Genomic DNA, 16,734 nt, shown 5'->3' with positions numbered 1-16,734 from the left:
TGAACCTAGCCCCGTTATCGCAAGCTAGATTGCCGAGTGCACCCCGTCGCTCTTCTGCGACTGGACAGCCGCATCCAGCCTGGCAAGGAAGGTGTTGCGCGACCGAAGTTTCCCTGCAAGATCGACCGCGCTCCTCGTCTGATCCTTGCTGAGTACGCCGTCAAGACGCTTGATCGCCGTGGACGCATCATGATTCGGAGAGTCGCCGCGGGAAGCCGCGACTGTCAGCAGGGCGTACGCAATCACTGGATTCTTGCTGACTCCCACACCCCGCTCGTACATCGATGCGAGGCTGATCTGCGCAGCGACGTCCCCCGCCGAAGCTGCATTGCGAAACCACTGGGCGGCAGCCTTGTCATCCCGCGGCACACCAAGGCCTTGCTGATAGAGCCAACCCAGACCGCCTTGTGCGTTTGCATTTCCTCGCATCGCAGCCATGCGCCACCAGCGTGCTGCCTCCGTGTAGTCCTGCTTCACACCCTCGCCCTTGGCGAAGGAAAGGCCCAGGTTGAACTGGGCAGCAAGATATCCTTGCTTGGCCGCTTTCTCCCACCAGGCATGCGCGGCCGCGGCGTTCGCCTTCACGCCGCGCCCCTCCCTATACATCACACCGAGGCGAAACTGCGCCTCCGCGTAGCCCTTTTCCCCAGCCTTCTTGTACAGCTCGGCAGCCCTGGAAAGGTCGCGCGTTACCCCGTGGCCTTCCTCATACATGGCCCCGAGGTTGAACTGCGCTGGAGCCAACCCACTGTCAGATGCTTTTCGGAACAAACCGACGGCGCTGCGATAGTCCACATCGCCAGTCGCGCTGACCTTGATGATCTCGCCCAGCTTGTTTTCCGCTTCCGGGTCCCCTTTGTCCGCCAATTCATGCAGGAAATCCATCTCCTGCTTATGAGGATCGGCAGGAACCGGGTTTGCTACCAGCGGCGTCGACGAAGGTTGATAACTTGTCCGCTCCTGATGGGACGGCGAGAGAGCGCCGTTGAGCACATTCATCAAGACGATGACCGGTAAGATCAAAAGCCATCCCGCCGACGAACCGCCGGTCCGACGCACTGGCCGGCTCGGCGGAGGGAGGACAGCAGCCTGCGCTCTCTTCTCATCGTACGCAGCCCACAAATTTGCATTCGATCGCAGCTTGTCATGCCACCAGGTCAGCGCTTCAGCCCCATAGCGTTCGCCAAGCTCGAATTTGAACGCCGAGTAGCGGTCAAGCACCTGGTTCGCGTTCACAATCTGCCATGGCTCCACCTTCTCCTTGGAGTCCCTTTGGCATTGCGCAAAGACGCTGACCATTTCTCCGAGCTCCCTGCCATCGGAGCCGCCATTTCCCATGAGAAGGCGCCGCAGAGTCTGCTGACGCAGCATTCGATGAACCAGATCGGGGCGCACCGCAGCCAAATGCCTGCTAGACGTGTCCCACGCGAATAGATCACAGGCCGCGTCCAGAAGCTGGATATTGCCCGGCTGGGTAAACGCACGAACAAGAACCGCTTGCTCAAACAGGGCCTTTGCATCGAGCGCGGTAAGCCGAACGTCCTGGGCATACTTCGTCAGGATCGGGCCGACCTCGGCCGCACCAAGCGTGATGGCGGCGACGAACTCGTCAAACACTTGCCGGGACAAGTCTTCGTTCTCATCCAACCGCACAGCTTTGGCGGGCGTCCTGACCGGCAACTGGCCATCCGTCCCATCGAAAAGGTCGATAGACGGCTCTTGCGAGGACGTCTCCAAAGCGACAGTTGCTTCCATCTCCTGTTGCCTGGCCCACTGGAGCGCCCACTCATAGGCCTGGCGGATGCGTTGGAAACGTTCTGCTTCGGCGACCTGGTCGCACTGCTTCAGAGCTTTAGCGTAAGCCTTGCGAACAGTGCTTACGTCGGCACTCTTGTCGATGCCAAGTGTTTCGAATACCCACTGCATGCGCGTCCCCGGTGAATCACTGTAGTCAGGCGTCAATCAAAGGATTGCTTTCGAACTGATCCAACCACACCTGAAACTGTTCGCGAGCGGACGCGACCTCATGTGGCTCCTGCCTCTCCAGAATCGCCTCGAACTGAGCCAGTGCCCTCGAGATGGTCATGCGTGCAGGTCCCAGCGCTTCTTCAAAGAGGCGATTGGCACGTGCCATGATGGCCGCATTGCGCGCCTCTTCCCGCGGATGCAGCTTGATACTGGCCAGCGCCTGAAGGCGCGAACGGATTTCCTCGGAGGACAACACACCCGAGTGTTCCTGGATGACGATGCTTTCTTTGGCGCCGGTCTTATGAACCGTGGCTTCGACCTCAAGCAACCCGTTCACGTCATAGGTGAACCGAACATTCGCCCCAGCCCCCCCTGCCGGCAAATTGGGTGGCACCTCAACGATGAATTTGCCGAGGGGGATGTTGTCCTTCACAAGTCTTGCTTCGCCTTGATAGATATCGATGGCGACCCTTGATTGCCCGTCGCGGACTGTAAAGATGTCCCGACTTCGACTGGCAGGAACGACAGTGTTTCGTTCGATGATGGGAAGATAGAAGCCATCGACGAAACCATTTCCGTTGCTGCCGACTTGCTGCGATGTATTGATGCCAAGCGTGTAGGGACAGACATCGGTCATGACCACTTCGTCCAGCGCCGAGTCGTTCATGGCGAGGCCAGCCTGGACACCCACGCCAAGCGCGACGACTTCGTCCGGATTCACGGTCGTCGCCGGGAAGCGGCCAAACATGCGCGTGACCAGTTTGCGCACGATCGGCATGCGCGTGGATCCGCCCGCCAGAACAATTTCGTAGAGATCCGCGGCACGGATTCTTGCATCGCGAAGAGCCCGCTCCACAGGAAGCCGCAGTCGCTGCAAAAGCGGCTCGCAGAGTTCCATGAATCGATCTTCATGGACACGATAAGCTATGTCCTTGTCGCGCAACCGAACTGACAGGTCGGCCTCAGAGGCTACCGACAAGGCGCACTTCAGGCGTTCCGCGGCCTCCCTCAGCCGTTGCTGCTCGTTGGGCGACAAGTCGGACAGGGTCAGCTTCGCCTTGCTTCCCGCGGAAGCAAGGACATCCTCGACGAGCACATCCAGGAAGTCTTCTCCACCGAGGAAGTTGTCGCCAGCGCTGGCACGCACCTCCATCACGCCTTCGAAGATTTCCAGGATGGAGACATCGAACGTCCCACCGCCAAGATCGAACACGAGGAATTTGCGTTCGCTTCCCGCATCCCGCACACCATAGGCGAGTGCCGCGGCCGTGGGCTCGTTGACCAACCGCCCCACGCGAAGACCCGCCAACTGACCTGCTGCGCGCGTGGCTTTTCGCTGCGCGTCGCTAAAGTACGCCGGCACGCTGATGATGGCCTCATCGACGGGTTCGCCGAGAAAGGCTTCCGCATCGTCCTTCAGAGCGCGCAACACAAAAGATGAAAGCTCTTCCGGACGAAAACTGCGCTTTCCAAGGGGGACTTCTCGCGCAGATCCCATGTAACGCTTGAAATTTGCTGCCGTCAGACGCGGATGTGTCTGCAGACGGTCCTTGGCTGCCTGGCCAACCAGGAGTTCACCGCCATCGGAAAAGCCAACGCACGAAGGGGTCAGCATGGCCCCCAGTGCATTGGGTACAAGAATGGGTCCGCCATCCTTCCATACAGCAACAAGACTGTTGGTCGTCCCTAGATCGATACCGACAATCAAAACATTCCCCTTGAAAATCAGTGAACCAAGCGCCGTCAAGGAAGTGCACCGCCGACCAGCGAGAACTCAGCGGCCACAGCGAGCCACTCGACCTGCTGCTCCCTCGATGCGCCACGTCGCGTCGTGTTGAAAGCTGACCTGGCGATCCTGCGGGCTAAGCCGGGGATCGCGACCGTCAGCTGTGTTTGACGACGTCGGCGCTCACCCGTCCTGGATTGCGGTGACCACGTGCTTCGGTTTCAGAATCCCGCCGATTTTGTGGCCCATCCGCTTCAAGTCGGCCAGCGCGGCCGCGATTTCGGTCTCTGTCGGCCTGAGCGGCTTCAGCGTCCTGGCAGCCCTGGGAACAATCTTGCGTTTGACAAAGCGTTGAACCGCCGTGGCAAATGCCCAGATGATCAGGCCCAGGCCCAACGCTCCGCCAACGGCGAAGCAAGCCGTGTGATAGTTGTCGGGCAGCCACTCGGTGAGCTGCGCCGCGAGCGCCACCACCGCGACGCCTCCAGCGAGCGAGGCGCCTATGACCCAGTCGACCGACGTCCTGCCATATTGAGCCTCGACCAGCGGCGACAGCACGAGAAACGGTTGCTGTATCAGCGCCCGACGCACCTCCGGGGAAAGACCGTCCGGAGAGATCCTCAGTGACTCCTCGACCTTCAACCGCTCGCCGTACACCTCGTGGAAGGCAGGGAAACTGCGGCCGACGATTTCCCTCACATGCCCAGGCCGTTTGGACGCAGCGACATATTGTCTGGGTGCACCGTGCAGCGCGAGCTTGCACCCCTGGCAGACCCGCTCGTAGCCAACCAAGGTGTTGGCACTCGTTGGGATGTAGTAGATGTGCGAGTAGCTACGCACCTCTCTGAGCAGGAAAGTTTGCAGCTCGCGGCACATCGGACAGAAGTCCGCGACGTACCCCTGCTTTTTGCGCATGACGCGCTTGCCCCACACTATGAACATCGCGGCCTTCCCCCTGAAGACACATGACGTTTCGTGCAAACCATTTGCACGAACGAACTACCCGCGCCCGGCTTACCGAACGCGATTGGGCGAGCCCAGAACGGCTTATTTGATTGGAATCCCCGAAGCGTTGTCTCCCCCAAGACAACGAGCAGCCCAAGCGACGATTGGGACAGTGCGTGGAGGCCTACGCGCAACCGCAGAGCACCCCAAACCGATCCCGCGTCCTAGCTATTGGCGAAGGGAATCCTGTCACGACACCTATGGAGCCACAAGTACCGCCAATGGGGGATGCGAACGCACCCTTACTTTCCCACCCTCGCGGATTCCTGTTACCCAAAGCCAGCTAGTCAACGAGAGGACGATAGGCGCGGACTACGGGCTTTGCTCTTTCCAGGTCGTGCCGGGCCTGCAGTGCCAGCCAGTAGAAGGCCGTGGTGTCGAGGGCGAGGGAAAGGCGGATGGCGATCCTGGGGGTGATGGGATGGGGGCCCCGTTATCTCAGTGCGCAAGGGTGGGATAAATTAGTTCATCGGTTATAGGGATCGGGCCTTGCGGGAAGACTTGTTGTCTCCTTGTGTCGTACAGCCACATGCGTCCGATGGTGCTGTCCGTAAAGTCTTTGAGAGCGTCGGGGCGGTTGGTGCTGTACACAACATCGAGTGCATAACAATTTCCGTTGCCGAGCTTCCCTCTCAAACTCCCTCTCGCACTGTTTGCTCCACTCCGTACAAGCGTTTTGATGTCGCTGGGATGAAGATTCTTGCAGTCGATGTGCGTGTCTGCGGCTATGTCTATGGAGCCGACGTTGCCGTACTCAATGTGGTAGGTGGACTTGTCTGAACCCAAATTTTGCGTTGTGGATATGGTTGGCCTAACCCGGTTGGACCCATCAAAGTAGTCCGCTATTGCGAAGCATATGGCTGACCCGCAATAGCTTGGGTGAAAAGGCAGGTGCTGAGCCGCCCCTGTGTGGCATAACGATAAATATCCCAACAGGGTAAGAGTTAGCATCCGCTTCATGGAAACCCTCAATGGCCGCGCACATTTGTTGACGACACCTGGCAATTTCGCTGGTGGTCAGGGCTGACATATCCAGGATCCTGGGCATCCCGAATCTCTTCTTGAGCAAGGGGACCGGTTCACTTCTCACATCCTAAAAGTGAACCCGACCCCATTATCCACCTGGCCATGGAACACAGCCAACTTCCACTCCAGCTGACCGCGGTTGGCGGGATGTCATGCGCTTGGCTATGTGCGACGGAAGCCTGGCTTGAATCGACTTTCAAGGAAAGCGCTCTGACCTCACTTCTCTTCTACACACTAAGCCTTACTTAGGAATATCCAGAAAGCATCGGGTGTCAGAAGACTAGCTCGCTTGGCGCGTACGACCTTGTGCGATATCTCAAAGCCGACCGGAAAGTCAGCGATAATCTCTGTTTCGATGCAAGAAATGTCTTCCGACAGAGCGTCAGAGACCTCTGAATCAACAAAGAAAGTCAACTCAAACCTCCGTTCGTTCTCGACCTTACAAGAAACTGCAACAAGTTCTGAGAATACCTCTCCGAGCAGCGCCCGATTGACGCTCAAGACTATATCGGACCGGAGATTTTCACTCATAGGCCGGGTCTCCATGGAACGCTGTGAATACCATCCTTAGGCACTGCGAGGCTACAAGAGAATCTCTTGGAGGGCTGCTCTGAAACTGATTCCAGAGGTATTGGGACTGCTCTCCACACCTTCGCGGCAGACGTCCTCGGGGAGAACCTGAGACGAGAAGTGGTCAAAGAAGTTTTCAACTTCCAGCCTCGGTACATTGCAGCGCTCCAGCTCGATGGAAATCTACGCACCTTTCAACGACAACGGGGCCAGGCTCACTTCTCGCCATCTCAGAAGTGAACCTGACCCCGTTATCGCATGAGCGCGGTGCTCGAGCGGTGGCTACTTGGCCATCAATGCGGCACGGCGCAGATGCCGGTGAGTAGCCACATCCCAGTGCGATCCTGCGGCAGGAACTGACCCTTGCGCCGGATGAAAGTCGGCGAGCCGAGGACCTTACAGTCGCCCGAGCGCGGCGTGCCTTCAGTCAGGATGCTGATCTCGACATCGCCCGGCTTCAGCGTCGGGTCTTCTTTGATGTCCTCCGGGCTAATCTCCTCCAGACGAACGGCATTGATGCGAAGGCCAACGTGCGCGAAACGCACTCCCAGATCGCCATCGACCGTAGACACGGACTTGAGAAGGCTCTGGATTTCTGATGATTCCTTCATCCACTTCGGATCTGCGTGGGCCAGCGTGCTGGCCATCAGAAGTGGCGCGATTAGGTAGGCGATTCGTTCCGTGCGCATGGTGGGGTCTCCTTGGGGGCGGCGATTCTACCCTTTGTGCGCGGGTTAGACCTTGTCTTGGCTCCGCATTCGCTGCCGCGCCACAAGGGCGCAGGTCGCTTACGTCCGAAAGAAGGGTTCTTGGTCACCTCTCGCCCTCCCAGCAAACCAATGAGGTCAGGTTCACTTCCAAACTAAAGTGAAGTGAACCTGACTCCGTTAGTCGGCCCTGGTTAGCTACAGCTACACAGTGAGGTAACCGACATGGCGCGAGCAGCGAACAGGTAAGAGCGTCAAAGAATCCTGGGCCAATCGCACCGGAACCTGTTCACCCTCACCCCAACGCTTTGAGGAGAAGCCCATGTTTGGAATCTCGCCGCCCGGATGGATACACACCCTCGGCAGCCTCCCGGCCATTCCGGCCGCCGTCTATATGTTCGGCCGCTCCGGTCGAATCGTGCCTCGCTCGACCGCAGGCACCGTCTATCTTGTTTCGATGCTGATCGGCGCAGCCACCATCGCGCTCATCACACACCAGCCGGTCAGTTACGTCATTGCGGGCGCAACACTCGTGCTACTGCTGGTGGGCTATGGCGTCGGACGGCTGCCCTGGCGGCAAAGCGTGAAGCGATATATCGAGACCATCAGCCTGACGCTGACCTCATTCCTGCTCATGTTGCCCGCTGTTTCCGAAACCCTACGCCGTGTCCCGGACGGTCACCCGCTAGTGACGGACCCGAAGTCACCGATTCTTCTTGGAGCCATGGGAGCGCTGCTGGTACTCCTCATCGCCGGTGTCACGGCGCAGGTCATTTATTTGCGTAGGCACAGACAGCTGGCTCAGACAGCATGAACACCGTGGCGAACAGCCAACAGCAGAGCGACGGGAGCGGGTAGGCGCACGGGTAGCCATGGGGCCGGGGGTAGTTAGACCGACTTAGCCCGCTTTAGCGTCTAGCGGTGAAAAGGGGGCGGAGCGCATGCTTCTGTGAAAAAGCACTCTAACCCCTTTTTTCCCTACGACGCGTACGTGGGGCCATCCCAGCCGTCGAGGTACTTTGGCAAATCATCCGAGGCATCAACGACACGCTGCCTGTAGAACAGGTGCATCGTTGGGGACAAGTTCGCTTCGAGCTTCCCATCCGTAGCGCGGGCGAGCAAAGCATTCGGAACCACACGCATTCCCAGCCGATTGGTACCGAACACAACTTCGCCGCAAACGTCGCAGAACGTTTTCGTCAGTTGCTTTTCTGGATGTTTGAAAGTCTGCCCTAAACCTTCGCTATTGCAGACTGCATCGGGCTCCCAGGCTGTCGCAGAAAACACGGGCGCCCCGTAAAAGTCCCTGCATGACGAACAGTGGCAGTTCGCGCGCGCGGCCGGGCTGCCGTGCAGGTCCACGGAAATTTTCCCACATAGGCACGTAGCACGCAGTGACAGAGTTATCTCCGATAGTGGAATGTCGGTGACTCATTGTACGGTGCTACCGAGAAATGGCGGAAAATGGGGTCAGAGTGCGTTTCTTGGGGAGAGTACTCCGGCCTCACTTTTTCACTGAAGAGCTGAGTTGCGATCTCGGTTAACGCCGGTTCTTCCAATACTCAAAGAGCATTGGAATCTGCAGGATCAGCCAGGCTACCAGTGCAAATTGAATACCTTTGCTTAGCCCGTAGCCCAGCCAAAAAAGCACCCCGCCGGCGGCTGCGACAAAGGCAACTGCCTGTTGCCCCTTCCAAAACAAGCGAGTCATCGTTCTTTTCTCCTTAAGGAAACGGGGGTTAAGGAAACGGGGCCAGATTCACTTGTGGACTCGAGAGAAGTGAACCTGGCCTCGCTTTCAACCTGACCCCGTTTTCGGCCTGGCGTTGTCGGCGTCAGATGACTCAAAGCTCATCGGCGAGCGGTAGCGCCTTGCCGTTGACGATCGTGATGTCGAGCGCCAGCGCGTCGAGGCCCTCCACGCAACCGAGGTTGACTCGGTAACGATCCTTGCCGTCTTCGCCAGCTACGGCACCGTAGGTAGAGATGCCGCAGATCTTGCAGAAATAGTGGCGCATAACCTTGTCGTTCCAGAGGTATACGCTCAGGTCGCTCTCATCGGCGTGCGGCGTGAAGTCGGCGTCCGGAATGTAGTCTGACGACAGCACCGCGCCCCTGCGGACGCACAGCGAGCAGTTGCAGCGTTTGCCGGACGTGATTTCGTGACTGCGGAACGAAAAGTGCACGCGCTTGCAATGGCAGTGAGCGTGGTACTCCATGGTCTGGCCTCCTAGGGACAATGGCAGCTGCTTGAGCGCCAGCGTGATGGAAAACTCATGTGGCGCGCGCAAGCGACGAGCCAAATTCTGTCAATCACTGAACTAAAGCCTGGCTTCTAAACTGTCGGCTTTGGGTCGAGAGCCGATACTTTCGGCCACAACGTCCTAACCATCTTTAATTGTTGTCAGGCTCGATCACGGGGGAACCTTCTTCTTTCTCATCTAGCGCGGGACGTGCTTCCAGCCAAGTGAGCAGGGAATCGAGCGCAGGGCACAGCGATTCGCCCCATTGGGTCAGCCCATATTCCACTTTGGGCGGCACCTGAGGGTGGACGACGCGTCGGATGATGCCATCCCTTTCCATCTGCCGAAGTTGCTGGATAAGCATCTTCTGTGAAACGGAGGGAATTGCGCGCTCAAGGTCAGAAAACCGCATGACGCGCTGACCAAACAAGTGGAACAAGATGACGAGCTTCCATCGCCCTTCGAGCAGCTTTAACGCTTGTTCGACGCCGGCTGCCGCTTCTTCTTGGGTGTACGAACGCGTTCTCTTGCCAGGCATGTGCCTTACCTCCAGGTAAGTTGCTTACTTTTCAGTGCGTTCTTGTCAGCCGGTTACGTCAACCCCACCCTGATTCCTGACCGAACGTTTGGGCATCCAGAGCATGCCCAACATCACTGGAGGATTCAGAAGATGAAAGATCTACCCAAGCCCATCGGCGACTACTTTGCGGCGGACCGCTTCAAAGACGCAGAAGTCGTCAGCCAATGCTTCACCGAGGACTCCATCGTTGTGGATGAAGGCCATACCTACAAGGGGCGAGCTGCCATCAAGCGATGGAAGGAGGAGTCATCCACAAAGTACCAGTACACCAGCACGCCCTTCGCCATTGCTGAAGACGGGGACAAAATTGTCGTCACCAGCCACCTTGTTGGCACCTTCCCAGGAAGCCCTGTCGACCTTCGATATATCTTTGCGCTGCAAGGCGATAAGGTTGCCGGGCTCGAGATCACCGTATGAGCTTTAGTCTGCAATTGGAAGGCAAGCGCGTTCTGGTGAGCGGCGGAACAAAGGGCGTTGGCGCTGCGGTTGTCGCAACACTACTCTCGGCAGGCGCGCGCGTCATCACATCAGCGCGGTCGATTCCGGCATCACCCGTTGATGGTGTGTCGTATGTAGCTGCAGACCTCATGTCCGCGGAGGGTTGCAAGCAGTTCGCCGCGGCGGCTCAAGCTCAGCTTGGTGGCATAGACATTGTCGTCAATGTTGTGGGCGGTTCGAGCGCACCACCCGGTGGCTTCGCCGCGCTGAGCGATGACGTCTGGGCTGACGAGATCAACCTCAATCTCATGTCTGCTGTTCGGCTGGACCGCGCGCTGCTTCCGCAGATGCTGGCGCAAGGTTCAGGCGTCATCGTCCACGTTACGTCCATTCAACATAGGTTGCCGCTCCCTGAGTCGACCACGGCCTACGCCGCGGCGAAGGCTGCGCTTTCGACTTACAGCAAGAGCCTTTCAAAAGAGGTCACGCCCAAGGGCGTTCGCGTTGTGCGCGTTTCACCTGGCTGGGTCGAAACAGAGGCGGCTGTGGAATTCGCCCAGCGCCTGGCCGATGAGGCAGGCACGGATTATGAAGGAGGCAAGGAGATCATCATGAGAGGCCTGGGAGGCATACCACTCGGCCGCCCCGCTCGCCCGCAGGAGGTCGCAGACCTGATTGCCTTCCTCGTTTCTCCCCGCGCTGGTTCAATTTCCGGGACGGAATACACCATCGATGGCGGCACTGTGCCGACGGCCTAGCCCTCGGTGGCCGTTGCCGAGGTGGACGCACTCTAAGACGTCCACTTTGGTTCGAAAGCGGACCTTACCCAAAGCGGCCTAATCAACAAGAGGACGATAGGCGCGGACTACGGGCTTTCCCTTTTCCAGATCGTATCGAGCCTGCAGTGCCAGCCAGTAGAAGGCGGTGGTATCGAGGGCGAGGGAAAGGCGGATGGCGATCTTGGGGGTGATGGGGTGGGTGCCGTCGATGAAGGCTTTGATGTGGCGCGCGGATATGCCGGTGCGGCGGGCGAGTTGGGCGGGGTTGAGTGCGTTGGGGATCAGGTAGGCGTGCAGCAAGATGTCTCCGGGGGTTCGCAGCGGTTGCGAGGGGTCCACGTCCACATGTGCGGTCAGTTGGATCAGATCCATGGGTTGTCCTCCCTGTCGGACACGGCCGCACAGCGGATAGGCGCTTACAGCGCTCCGTGTCGGTGAATGCCTGATGGCTTTGTCGGTGATTGCCCGAGTGCGGCGCATCGCCGTGCCGGCCGATGCGCCGCAGAGGCGATCATCGGATGCGTGGTGTGTTCACTCGGGGCTCGTGACCGAGCAGGTTGGCGTACTGCTGGAGGCATTGGATGGCCGCGCCCAGATTGGCCATGACGACCGCGGGAAGCGGCCATTCCAGTTGTCTGCCGGGGAATCCCCGCGCCTGCGCGTTGCGGCACTGCTCGCTGTCATGGAGCAACCGCGTGAGAGCAAGCACTGCCAGTGCGATGTCACCGCGAGTGCTATGACGCAGGGCTTCGGGCCACCTCACGCATGTGCGTGACGAGTCGCCAGATTGAGGAGTGAGGGTGCCGCCAGGGGGAACGTGCGGGCGAATGCGTACCGTATGATCGTGGATAGCCATGATCAACTCCGAAGAAGCTGGTGATGGTTAGCGGGTCGTGGGTGTTGGTAGCACTCACGGCTCGCGCCTCATGACTTGGTGGTCATGGTCACTCGCGAGGCCCTACAGCAAAACAGCGCGAATGACTGCCCGACCCTAACAAGCAGGGCGGGCATCGTCTGTCGGGCTTGGGCGAGATGGGTGTCCGTCAAACAGAGGGCGCGCGCGCCGTCCCCGGGGCCGGCAGAATGTCAGTGCCCTTCGCCCCTTAGATAACCCCAGTGTACCCCGGCGTCGCCCAAGCCCCTGAGAAAGGGCGGCCACCAACCCATTCACCGGGATACAGCAGGCACCCTCACAGTGGTTGTTGGCAGGTTAAAATGGCACCAGCGCCGGCTTGGCCACCTAGGGGAAATTGCTTGCATGAGCACATGGAGCTTGTGTTTCTTTAATAACAAAGGGGGCGTTGGGAAAACTACCCTTGCTTGCAATGTGGCGTCTTACCTAGCACGCCACGAGGGCCTCAAGGTTCTCGTCGTCGACGCTGACCCCCAATGCAACGCGTCGCAGCTGATTCTTCAGCCCTCTGAGGCTGATAAATTGTATGGCGACGATGGGGCGACCTCTGACAGCTCGAAACCGACCGTCGACACTCTGAAAGATGTTCTCGCACCGCTCAATTCGGGCGAAGCGACACTGAAGACGTCATTCAATGTCATCGCTGCCTCTACCAATCGCTTCAATGTCGACCTACTCCCGGGACATCCTAAGGTAGCGTTGACAGAGGATAAGTTGAGCCAGAACTGGAGCAACTTCATCGCCGGCGATATCGGCGGAGCTCGAGTAACGAACTGGAACACCCAGTTTCTCGCAAGCCTGAGTGGCGACTACGATCTTGTCGTATTCGATATCGGACCCAGTCTCGGCGCCCTAAATCGTGCAGTTCTGATAGGTGCCGATTATTTCCTGGCACCAATGGGCTGTGACATTTTTAGCTTGATCGGGATCGACAATATCGCCGATTGGCTCAATGACTGGAGGCAGGTATACGAGCAGGGACTCTCCCTCTGCGAAAGAAGGCATCCAGGTGAAATCGCAAAGTATGCAATTCGACCGAACACCGAGATGAGCAAGTTCATCGGATATACCGTTCAACAGTACATTACGAAGACAATCCGGCAAGAACGTCGCGCAACCGGGGCCTTCGAGGAGATCCTTAACGAGATTCCTGCTCGCATCGAGCGACGACTCGTCGAACTTGTCGCTCCCGGACTGTCGACTGACGAACTTCGCCTAAGCGATGTCCCTCACATGTTCAGTCTTGTACCTCTGGCGCAAACAGCGCATGCCCCGATTGATCTGCTCACAGGACGCGATGGATTGTCAGGCGGTCAGTACAGCCAGCAGTCAGAGTACAAGTCATTCATCGCCAACCTGGCCACGTCCCTTCTTCACAATTTGCGTCGTGTCTCAGAGGCTAAGGCATGATCGACTGGCCAGAGGAGGTTGTCACCGACATCGCGCGGCGACGCTGCGTGCTCTTTCTTGGCGCGGGGGTATCGAAGAACTCGACGAATGACCAAGGGGTGCGGCCCGCAGATTGGCTCGAGTTCCTGCAAGGCCTCGCCAATGATATTGACGGTGAAGAACGTGCTGCTGTCGACCAGTGCATCGCGAACGGCGATTTACTTACAGCATGTGAAGTTGCAAGAGACGCGCTCCGTGTCGCTGCATTCGAAAGCCGGCTACTAGCTGCGTTCTCCGAAAAGCGATTTAGGCCATCGCCCGTACACACCGATTTGGTGGAAATCGATTCACGCATTGTACTCACTACAAATTTCGACAAGATTTACGAGAATGCCGCGAACTCGATTTTGCATGGCGACATACTCGTAAAGACTTACCTCAGCGAAGATCTCGCGGATATCATTCGTCGGCAGAATCGCTGCATCCTCAAAGTTCACGGATCGATTGACTCACCGCGCGAAGCAATCTTGACTCGAACAGACTACGCGCGCATGCGGAGCAAACATGCTGACTTCTACCGCATTCTCGACGCGCTGTTTATGACCCACACCTTCGTGTTCCTTGGCGCTTCAATGACAGACCCGGACGTCCGACTGCTGCTTGAAGATTACGCCCGAAGATATCCGGGGACGAGACCGCACTACGTCGTTTCGCCAGCCGGGGCCACGCCTGCGCCTATCGTCAAGGTGATCGAGTCGAGCATGAATCTGAGGACCATAAGCTACAATCCTCAAGACAATCATCGCGAATTGAGTGAGGGAATTGCTCAACTTAAGAATCTGGTCAACGAATCCCGATCGGGGCTTCTCACAACGATGAATTGGTAATGCTCTAGTGAATTCCTCACTGACTTCACCACCGGACTTCAGAGCGGCCCCAATCGAATGGGGTGAAAAGGCCTCCATGGGCCTCTCATCGTTGCACCAGATTTCACCGTATATCGGGAAACTGAAGCCACGCATTGCTCGTGACCTGGTTGAAAGCTTCTCAAAACCGGGAGATCTTGTGGCGGATCCTTTTTGCGGTTCCGGCACTATCCCGCTAGAAGCCGCGTTACTCGGACGTCGGGTCTTTGCCTCCGACGACAACATCTACGCGCAAATCCTGACGTCCGGCAAACTTTATCCGCCGGCCTCTCTGGAGATTGCCGAAGTTGAGCTAGCTCGACTCCTGAAGTCGTCTCGAGCGCGCGCGCGCGTAGACTTGGAGTCGGTGCCCGACTGGGTGCGCGTCTTTTTTCATCCCGAGACACTACAGGAGGCTTTAGCATTTGCTGACGAATGTCTAGAGCAGCAGCAGCATTTCTTCTTGAGTTGCTTTCTCGGGATCTTGCACCATCAACGCCCTGGATTCCTTTCTTATCCCAGCAGCCACCTTGTGCCCTATTTGCGAAGTAACAAGTTTCCCCGCAACGCGTTTCCTTCGATGTACGAGAAGCGAGACCTCGAGCCGAGAATTCAGGCAAAGATTAAGCGCGCACTGAAGCAAGTTGGAGGCCGCTCGGTACAAGGAAGTTCGATGGTCTACGGTGCCCCCGTAGCAACGGTGGAGCTCCCAACGCGTGTTGACGCTGTGATCACTAGCCCGCCCTATATGAATGCGCTCGACTACAGGAGGGACAATCGGCTCCGAATGTGGTTCATCGACAGAGGAACTACAAACTATGCTCCCGAGCCGACCGACAAGCGCATGGGTTTGACGGACATGGTAACGAGGTTCATGCAAAAGTCCTCAAAATCGCTAAAGCGAGGTGGAAAGCTGGTACTCGTAGTGGGAGAGACAGTCACCCGCAAGAGAATTCAGAGCCATCCTTCTTCGGCCTTTCTCGAGGAAGCAATGAATCATGGCCTCAAGCTGATCGATGCGATTCGCGATGACATTCCTGACATTCGTCGCTCCCGACGCGATTGCCGAGGCACAAAGGTCGAGCACATTTTGGTCTTTAGGAAGGCATAGGGCGCTCTAATCATAGATCTCTTGATTGGCACCTACGAAGCGACGCACAACCAAACCGGGCTAGGCTCACCTCTCGCATCCTAAGAGATGACCTTGGCCTCGTTTCTCATGACGCCATTCGCAACCATATGGCCGAGCGGGAAAAGCTCCGTCGAGTGCGGAACCTCGCAACACTTACCTCTTCTCTCGGCTTGGTCCCTTGGTAGTCTCTACTTGGCGAACGAAAAAGGGCTCAGAGTACGTTTCCTAGGAAAGGCAAAACAGGAGTCAGAGTCGACTTTCTGAAAAGTGCACTCTGACCTCTGTTTTTGATCGCTGGGCGACAAGCGACAGACAAGCAGGGCTAGATTCGCTTCTAGCAATCTCAGAAGAAACCTGACCCCGCCATCTGATCTATGAGCGCCGGCGGCCTATTTTTGTTTTTTTGGCTGCCCTGGATTGCGGTGCGGGATGGCCTTTTGAGCCTCCTTGATCTTTTTCTCAAGCTCGCCAAATGCATTGCGCGCCCCGTCCTTCTGCCCTTGCTTATATACGGCTTCGATAACTTGAATGAATCGCACGCCGTGGTACAACGTCATGTCCTCGGTTAGTTCATCCAAGGCTTTGGAAACTCGCGGGGTTGCATAGACCGGGATGTCCTTATCCCCGATGGGGATGAGGTTCTTCTTGTTGCGAGGCGCACCCTTTTCCTTGTGAGCATCTGCTGCCTTCTTTGCAGGCTTCTTCGTTGTAGCCATTTTGCGTCTCCCTGTTGCAGATGGTTAGATTCCGTTGACCCAAATAGATTTTGATTCGATAAATCGCGCTTTCAGCGCACACCCACGCCCTTCCCTGAAGGATCGCGACGAGTTCCCGTTGTCGCAACGAGAAGGAGCAGGCTCACTTTGTTGCCTCCCTGGATGCGAATCCGCCCTGTTCCTCAGAGACGCATCGCCATAGATGGCATCCGGGCAAAGTCCCGTCGAGGTGCAGGACCGCCCTACGCTTACTTTTTTATTCTCCTTGGCCGCTTGGCTGCCTCTACTTGTCGAACAATGTGGCGCATTATCTTGTCGTTGCGGACGACAGAGAATTTCTCGTCAAGAGCTTCGTCTATCGAGGCTAACGCTGAGATTATCTTGCCATCCAGGTCAGTGATATCAGGGATGAAACCACTCTCGAGCTCAGCAGTCAGGTCTAACGCCTCGCGTAGCGCCTCCTGCGCAAGCTCCAAGGCCTCCAACGCAAACTCCAACCTCATGTCCAGAGTAATTGCTGACAGCATTTGCGCGACCCTATCCGAGGGGCGCATCGGTTCATTGCTTGGGATCTTTTTCTTTACCAAGGCTCGCTCCACTTGCGACAGAACGATTTCCTCGGGCTGACACTGATGCC

General features: G+C 57.5%; 18 protein-coding genes. 6 read left to right on the top strand and 12 right to left on the bottom strand.

What is annotated here, in order from left to right:
- Positions 1-24 precede the first annotated feature (24 nt).
- From EPB08_RS02290 to EPB08_RS02275, 5 genes are all read right to left on the bottom strand, one after another.
- A complete protein-coding gene (locus EPB08_RS02290) occupies positions 25-1,926 on the bottom strand; it encodes a J domain-containing protein (protein WP_130617435.1) in 1,902 nt (633 codons plus the stop codon).
- A gap of 25 nt (positions 1,927-1,951) precedes the next feature.
- Positions 1,952-3,715, bottom strand: coding sequence for an Hsp70 family protein (locus EPB08_RS02285; RefSeq protein WP_205746255.1), 1,764 nt, complete (start codon positions 3,713-3,715; stop codon positions 1,952-1,954).
- A gap of 162 nt (positions 3,716-3,877) precedes the next feature.
- The gene (locus EPB08_RS02280; RefSeq protein WP_130617434.1) at positions 3,878-4,636 is read right to left on the bottom strand and encodes a hypothetical protein; all 759 of its coding nucleotides are present in this window, start codon (positions 4,634-4,636) and stop codon (positions 3,878-3,880) included.
- A 1,323-nt stretch (positions 4,637-5,959) separates the two neighbouring features.
- Positions 5,960-6,256 carry a MafI2 family immunity protein gene (locus EPB08_RS21440; RefSeq protein ID WP_486598943.1) on the bottom strand — a complete coding sequence of 99 codons (297 nt, stop codon included), beginning with the start codon at positions 6,254-6,256 and terminating at the stop codon, positions 5,960-5,962.
- A 332-nt stretch (positions 6,257-6,588) separates the two neighbouring features.
- Entirely contained in the window at positions 6,589-6,984 is a 396-nt protein-coding gene (locus tag EPB08_RS02275; RefSeq protein WP_130617433.1) for a hypothetical protein, read from the bottom strand.
- 340 nt (positions 6,985-7,324) lie between these two features.
- On the opposite strand from EPB08_RS02275, the gene EPB08_RS02270 reads away from it, so the two are divergent.
- A complete protein-coding gene (locus tag EPB08_RS02270) occupies positions 7,325-7,816 on the top strand; it encodes a hypothetical protein (protein ID WP_130617432.1) in 492 nt (163 codons plus the stop codon).
- A 164-nt stretch (positions 7,817-7,980) separates the two neighbouring features.
- Here the strand turns inward: EPB08_RS02270 and EPB08_RS02265 are convergent, their stop codons facing one another.
- The 4 genes from EPB08_RS02265 to EPB08_RS02255 all read right to left on the bottom strand — a co-directional run bounded on the left by EPB08_RS02265 (position 7,981) and on the right by EPB08_RS02255 (position 9,783).
- Positions 7,981-8,397: a GFA family protein gene (locus EPB08_RS02265; RefSeq protein ID WP_486598944.1), complete on the bottom strand. Its 417-nt coding sequence runs from the start codon at positions 8,395-8,397 to the stop codon at positions 7,981-7,983.
- A gap of 145 nt (positions 8,398-8,542) precedes the next feature.
- Positions 8,543-8,713 (bottom strand): hypothetical protein, encoded by a 171-nt coding sequence (locus EPB08_RS20970; RefSeq protein ID WP_165418364.1) that lies wholly within the window; start codon positions 8,711-8,713, stop codon positions 8,543-8,545.
- 133 nt (positions 8,714-8,846) lie between these two features.
- Positions 8,847-9,221, bottom strand: a complete 375-nt coding sequence (locus EPB08_RS02260) for a GFA family protein (protein ID WP_130617431.1) — start codon at positions 9,219-9,221, stop codon at positions 8,847-8,849.
- 175 nt (positions 9,222-9,396) lie between these two features.
- A complete protein-coding gene (locus tag EPB08_RS02255) occupies positions 9,397-9,783 on the bottom strand; it encodes a winged helix-turn-helix transcriptional regulator (protein ID WP_130617430.1) in 387 nt (128 codons plus the stop codon).
- A 132-nt stretch (positions 9,784-9,915) separates the two neighbouring features.
- Here EPB08_RS02255 and EPB08_RS02250 point away from each other — a divergent pair, with 132 nt between their 5' ends.
- Positions 9,916-10,242, top strand: a complete 327-nt coding sequence (locus tag EPB08_RS02250) for a nuclear transport factor 2 family protein (RefSeq protein WP_130617429.1) — start codon at positions 9,916-9,918, stop codon at positions 10,240-10,242.
- Positions 10,239-11,021 carry an SDR family oxidoreductase gene (locus EPB08_RS02245; protein WP_130617428.1) on the top strand — a complete coding sequence of 261 codons (783 nt, stop codon included), beginning with the start codon at positions 10,239-10,241 and terminating at the stop codon, positions 11,019-11,021. The genes EPB08_RS02250 and EPB08_RS02245 overlap by 4 nt, the downstream gene beginning before the upstream one ends.
- A gap of 78 nt (positions 11,022-11,099) precedes the next feature.
- On the opposite strand, the gene EPB08_RS02240 is transcribed toward EPB08_RS02245, so the two are convergent.
- Positions 11,100-11,414: a HigA family addiction module antitoxin gene (locus tag EPB08_RS02240; RefSeq protein ID WP_165418363.1), complete on the bottom strand. Its 315-nt coding sequence runs from the start codon at positions 11,412-11,414 to the stop codon at positions 11,100-11,102.
- A gap of 886 nt (positions 11,415-12,300) precedes the next feature.
- On the opposite strand from EPB08_RS02240, the gene EPB08_RS02235 reads away from it, so the two are divergent.
- From EPB08_RS02235 to EPB08_RS02225, 3 genes are all read left to right on the top strand, one after another.
- Positions 12,301-13,365, top strand: a complete 1,065-nt coding sequence (locus EPB08_RS02235; protein WP_130617426.1) for a ParA family protein — start codon at positions 12,301-12,303, stop codon at positions 13,363-13,365.
- Complete coding sequence (locus EPB08_RS02230) at positions 13,362-14,231, top strand: SIR2 family protein (RefSeq protein ID WP_130617425.1); 870 nt, start codon at positions 13,362-13,364, stop codon at positions 14,229-14,231. The genes EPB08_RS02235 and EPB08_RS02230 overlap by 4 nt, the downstream gene beginning before the upstream one ends.
- 76 nt (positions 14,232-14,307) lie before the next feature.
- Positions 14,308-15,360: a DNA methyltransferase gene (locus tag EPB08_RS02225; protein WP_130617424.1), complete on the top strand. Its 1,053-nt coding sequence runs from the start codon at positions 14,308-14,310 to the stop codon at positions 15,358-15,360.
- Between the two features lie 410 nt (positions 15,361-15,770).
- Here the strand turns inward: EPB08_RS02225 and EPB08_RS02220 are convergent, their stop codons facing one another.
- On the bottom strand, positions 15,771-16,097 hold the full coding sequence (locus EPB08_RS02220) for a hypothetical protein (protein ID WP_130617423.1): 327 nt from the start codon (positions 16,095-16,097) through the stop codon (positions 15,771-15,773).
- Positions 16,098-16,345: 248 nt separating this feature from the next.
- A complete protein-coding gene (locus tag EPB08_RS02215; protein WP_130617422.1) occupies positions 16,346-16,684 on the bottom strand; it encodes a hypothetical protein in 339 nt (112 codons plus the stop codon).
- Positions 16,685-16,734 lie beyond the last annotated feature (50 nt).

This window comes from Dyella amyloliquefaciens (assembly GCF_004296575.1).
In the GTDB taxonomy this organism is placed as follows: Bacteria; Pseudomonadota; Gammaproteobacteria; order Xanthomonadales; family Rhodanobacteraceae; genus Dyella; species Dyella amyloliquefaciens.
The sequence above is the reverse complement of the archived record's forward strand: the minus strand, read 5'-3'. Positions and strand labels throughout refer to the sequence as shown.

What these genes read in the sequence shown, in the direction of transcription:
- EPB08_RS02235 (WP_130617426.1), top strand. Translation starts at nt 12,301, where the DNA reads ATGAGCACATGGAGCTTGTGTTTCTTTAATAACAAAGGGGGCGTTGGG.
- EPB08_RS02225 (WP_130617424.1), top strand. Translation starts at nt 14,308, where the DNA reads ATGGGCCTCTCATCGTTGCACCAGATTTCACCGTATATCGGGAAACTG.
- EPB08_RS02270 (WP_130617432.1), top strand. Translation starts at nt 7,325, where the DNA reads ATGTTTGGAATCTCGCCGCCCGGATGGATACACACCCTCGGCAGCCTC.
- EPB08_RS02275 (WP_130617433.1), bottom strand. Translation starts at nt 6,984, where the DNA reads ATGCGCACGGAACGAATCGCCTACCTAATCGCGCCACTTCTGATGGCC.
- EPB08_RS02290 (WP_130617435.1), bottom strand. Translation starts at nt 1,926, where the DNA reads ATGCAGTGGGTATTCGAAACACTTGGCATCGACAAGAGTGCCGACGTA.
- EPB08_RS02250 (WP_130617429.1), top strand. Translation starts at nt 9,916, where the DNA reads ATGAAAGATCTACCCAAGCCCATCGGCGACTACTTTGCGGCGGACCGC.
- EPB08_RS02230 (WP_130617425.1), top strand. Translation starts at nt 13,362, where the DNA reads ATGATCGACTGGCCAGAGGAGGTTGTCACCGACATCGCGCGGCGACGC.
- EPB08_RS21440 (WP_486598943.1), bottom strand. Translation starts at nt 6,256, where the DNA reads ATGAGTGAAAATCTCCGGTCCGATATAGTCTTGAGCGTCAATCGGGCG.
- EPB08_RS02240 (WP_165418363.1), bottom strand. Translation starts at nt 11,414, where the DNA reads ATGGATCTGATCCAACTGACCGCACATGTGGACGTGGACCCCTCGCAA.
- EPB08_RS02280 (WP_130617434.1), bottom strand. Translation starts at nt 4,636, where the DNA reads ATGTTCATAGTGTGGGGCAAGCGCGTCATGCGCAAAAAGCAGGGGTAC.
- EPB08_RS20970 (WP_165418364.1), bottom strand. Translation starts at nt 8,713, where the DNA reads ATGACTCGCTTGTTTTGGAAGGGGCAACAGGCAGTTGCCTTTGTCGCA.
- EPB08_RS02255 (WP_130617430.1), bottom strand. Translation starts at nt 9,783, where the DNA reads ATGCCTGGCAAGAGAACGCGTTCGTACACCCAAGAAGAAGCGGCAGCC.
- EPB08_RS02260 (WP_130617431.1), bottom strand. Translation starts at nt 9,221, where the DNA reads ATGGAGTACCACGCTCACTGCCATTGCAAGCGCGTGCACTTTTCGTTC.
- EPB08_RS02220 (WP_130617423.1), bottom strand. Translation starts at nt 16,097, where the DNA reads ATGGCTACAACGAAGAAGCCTGCAAAGAAGGCAGCAGATGCTCACAAG.
- EPB08_RS02245 (WP_130617428.1), top strand. Translation starts at nt 10,239, where the DNA reads ATGAGCTTTAGTCTGCAATTGGAAGGCAAGCGCGTTCTGGTGAGCGGC.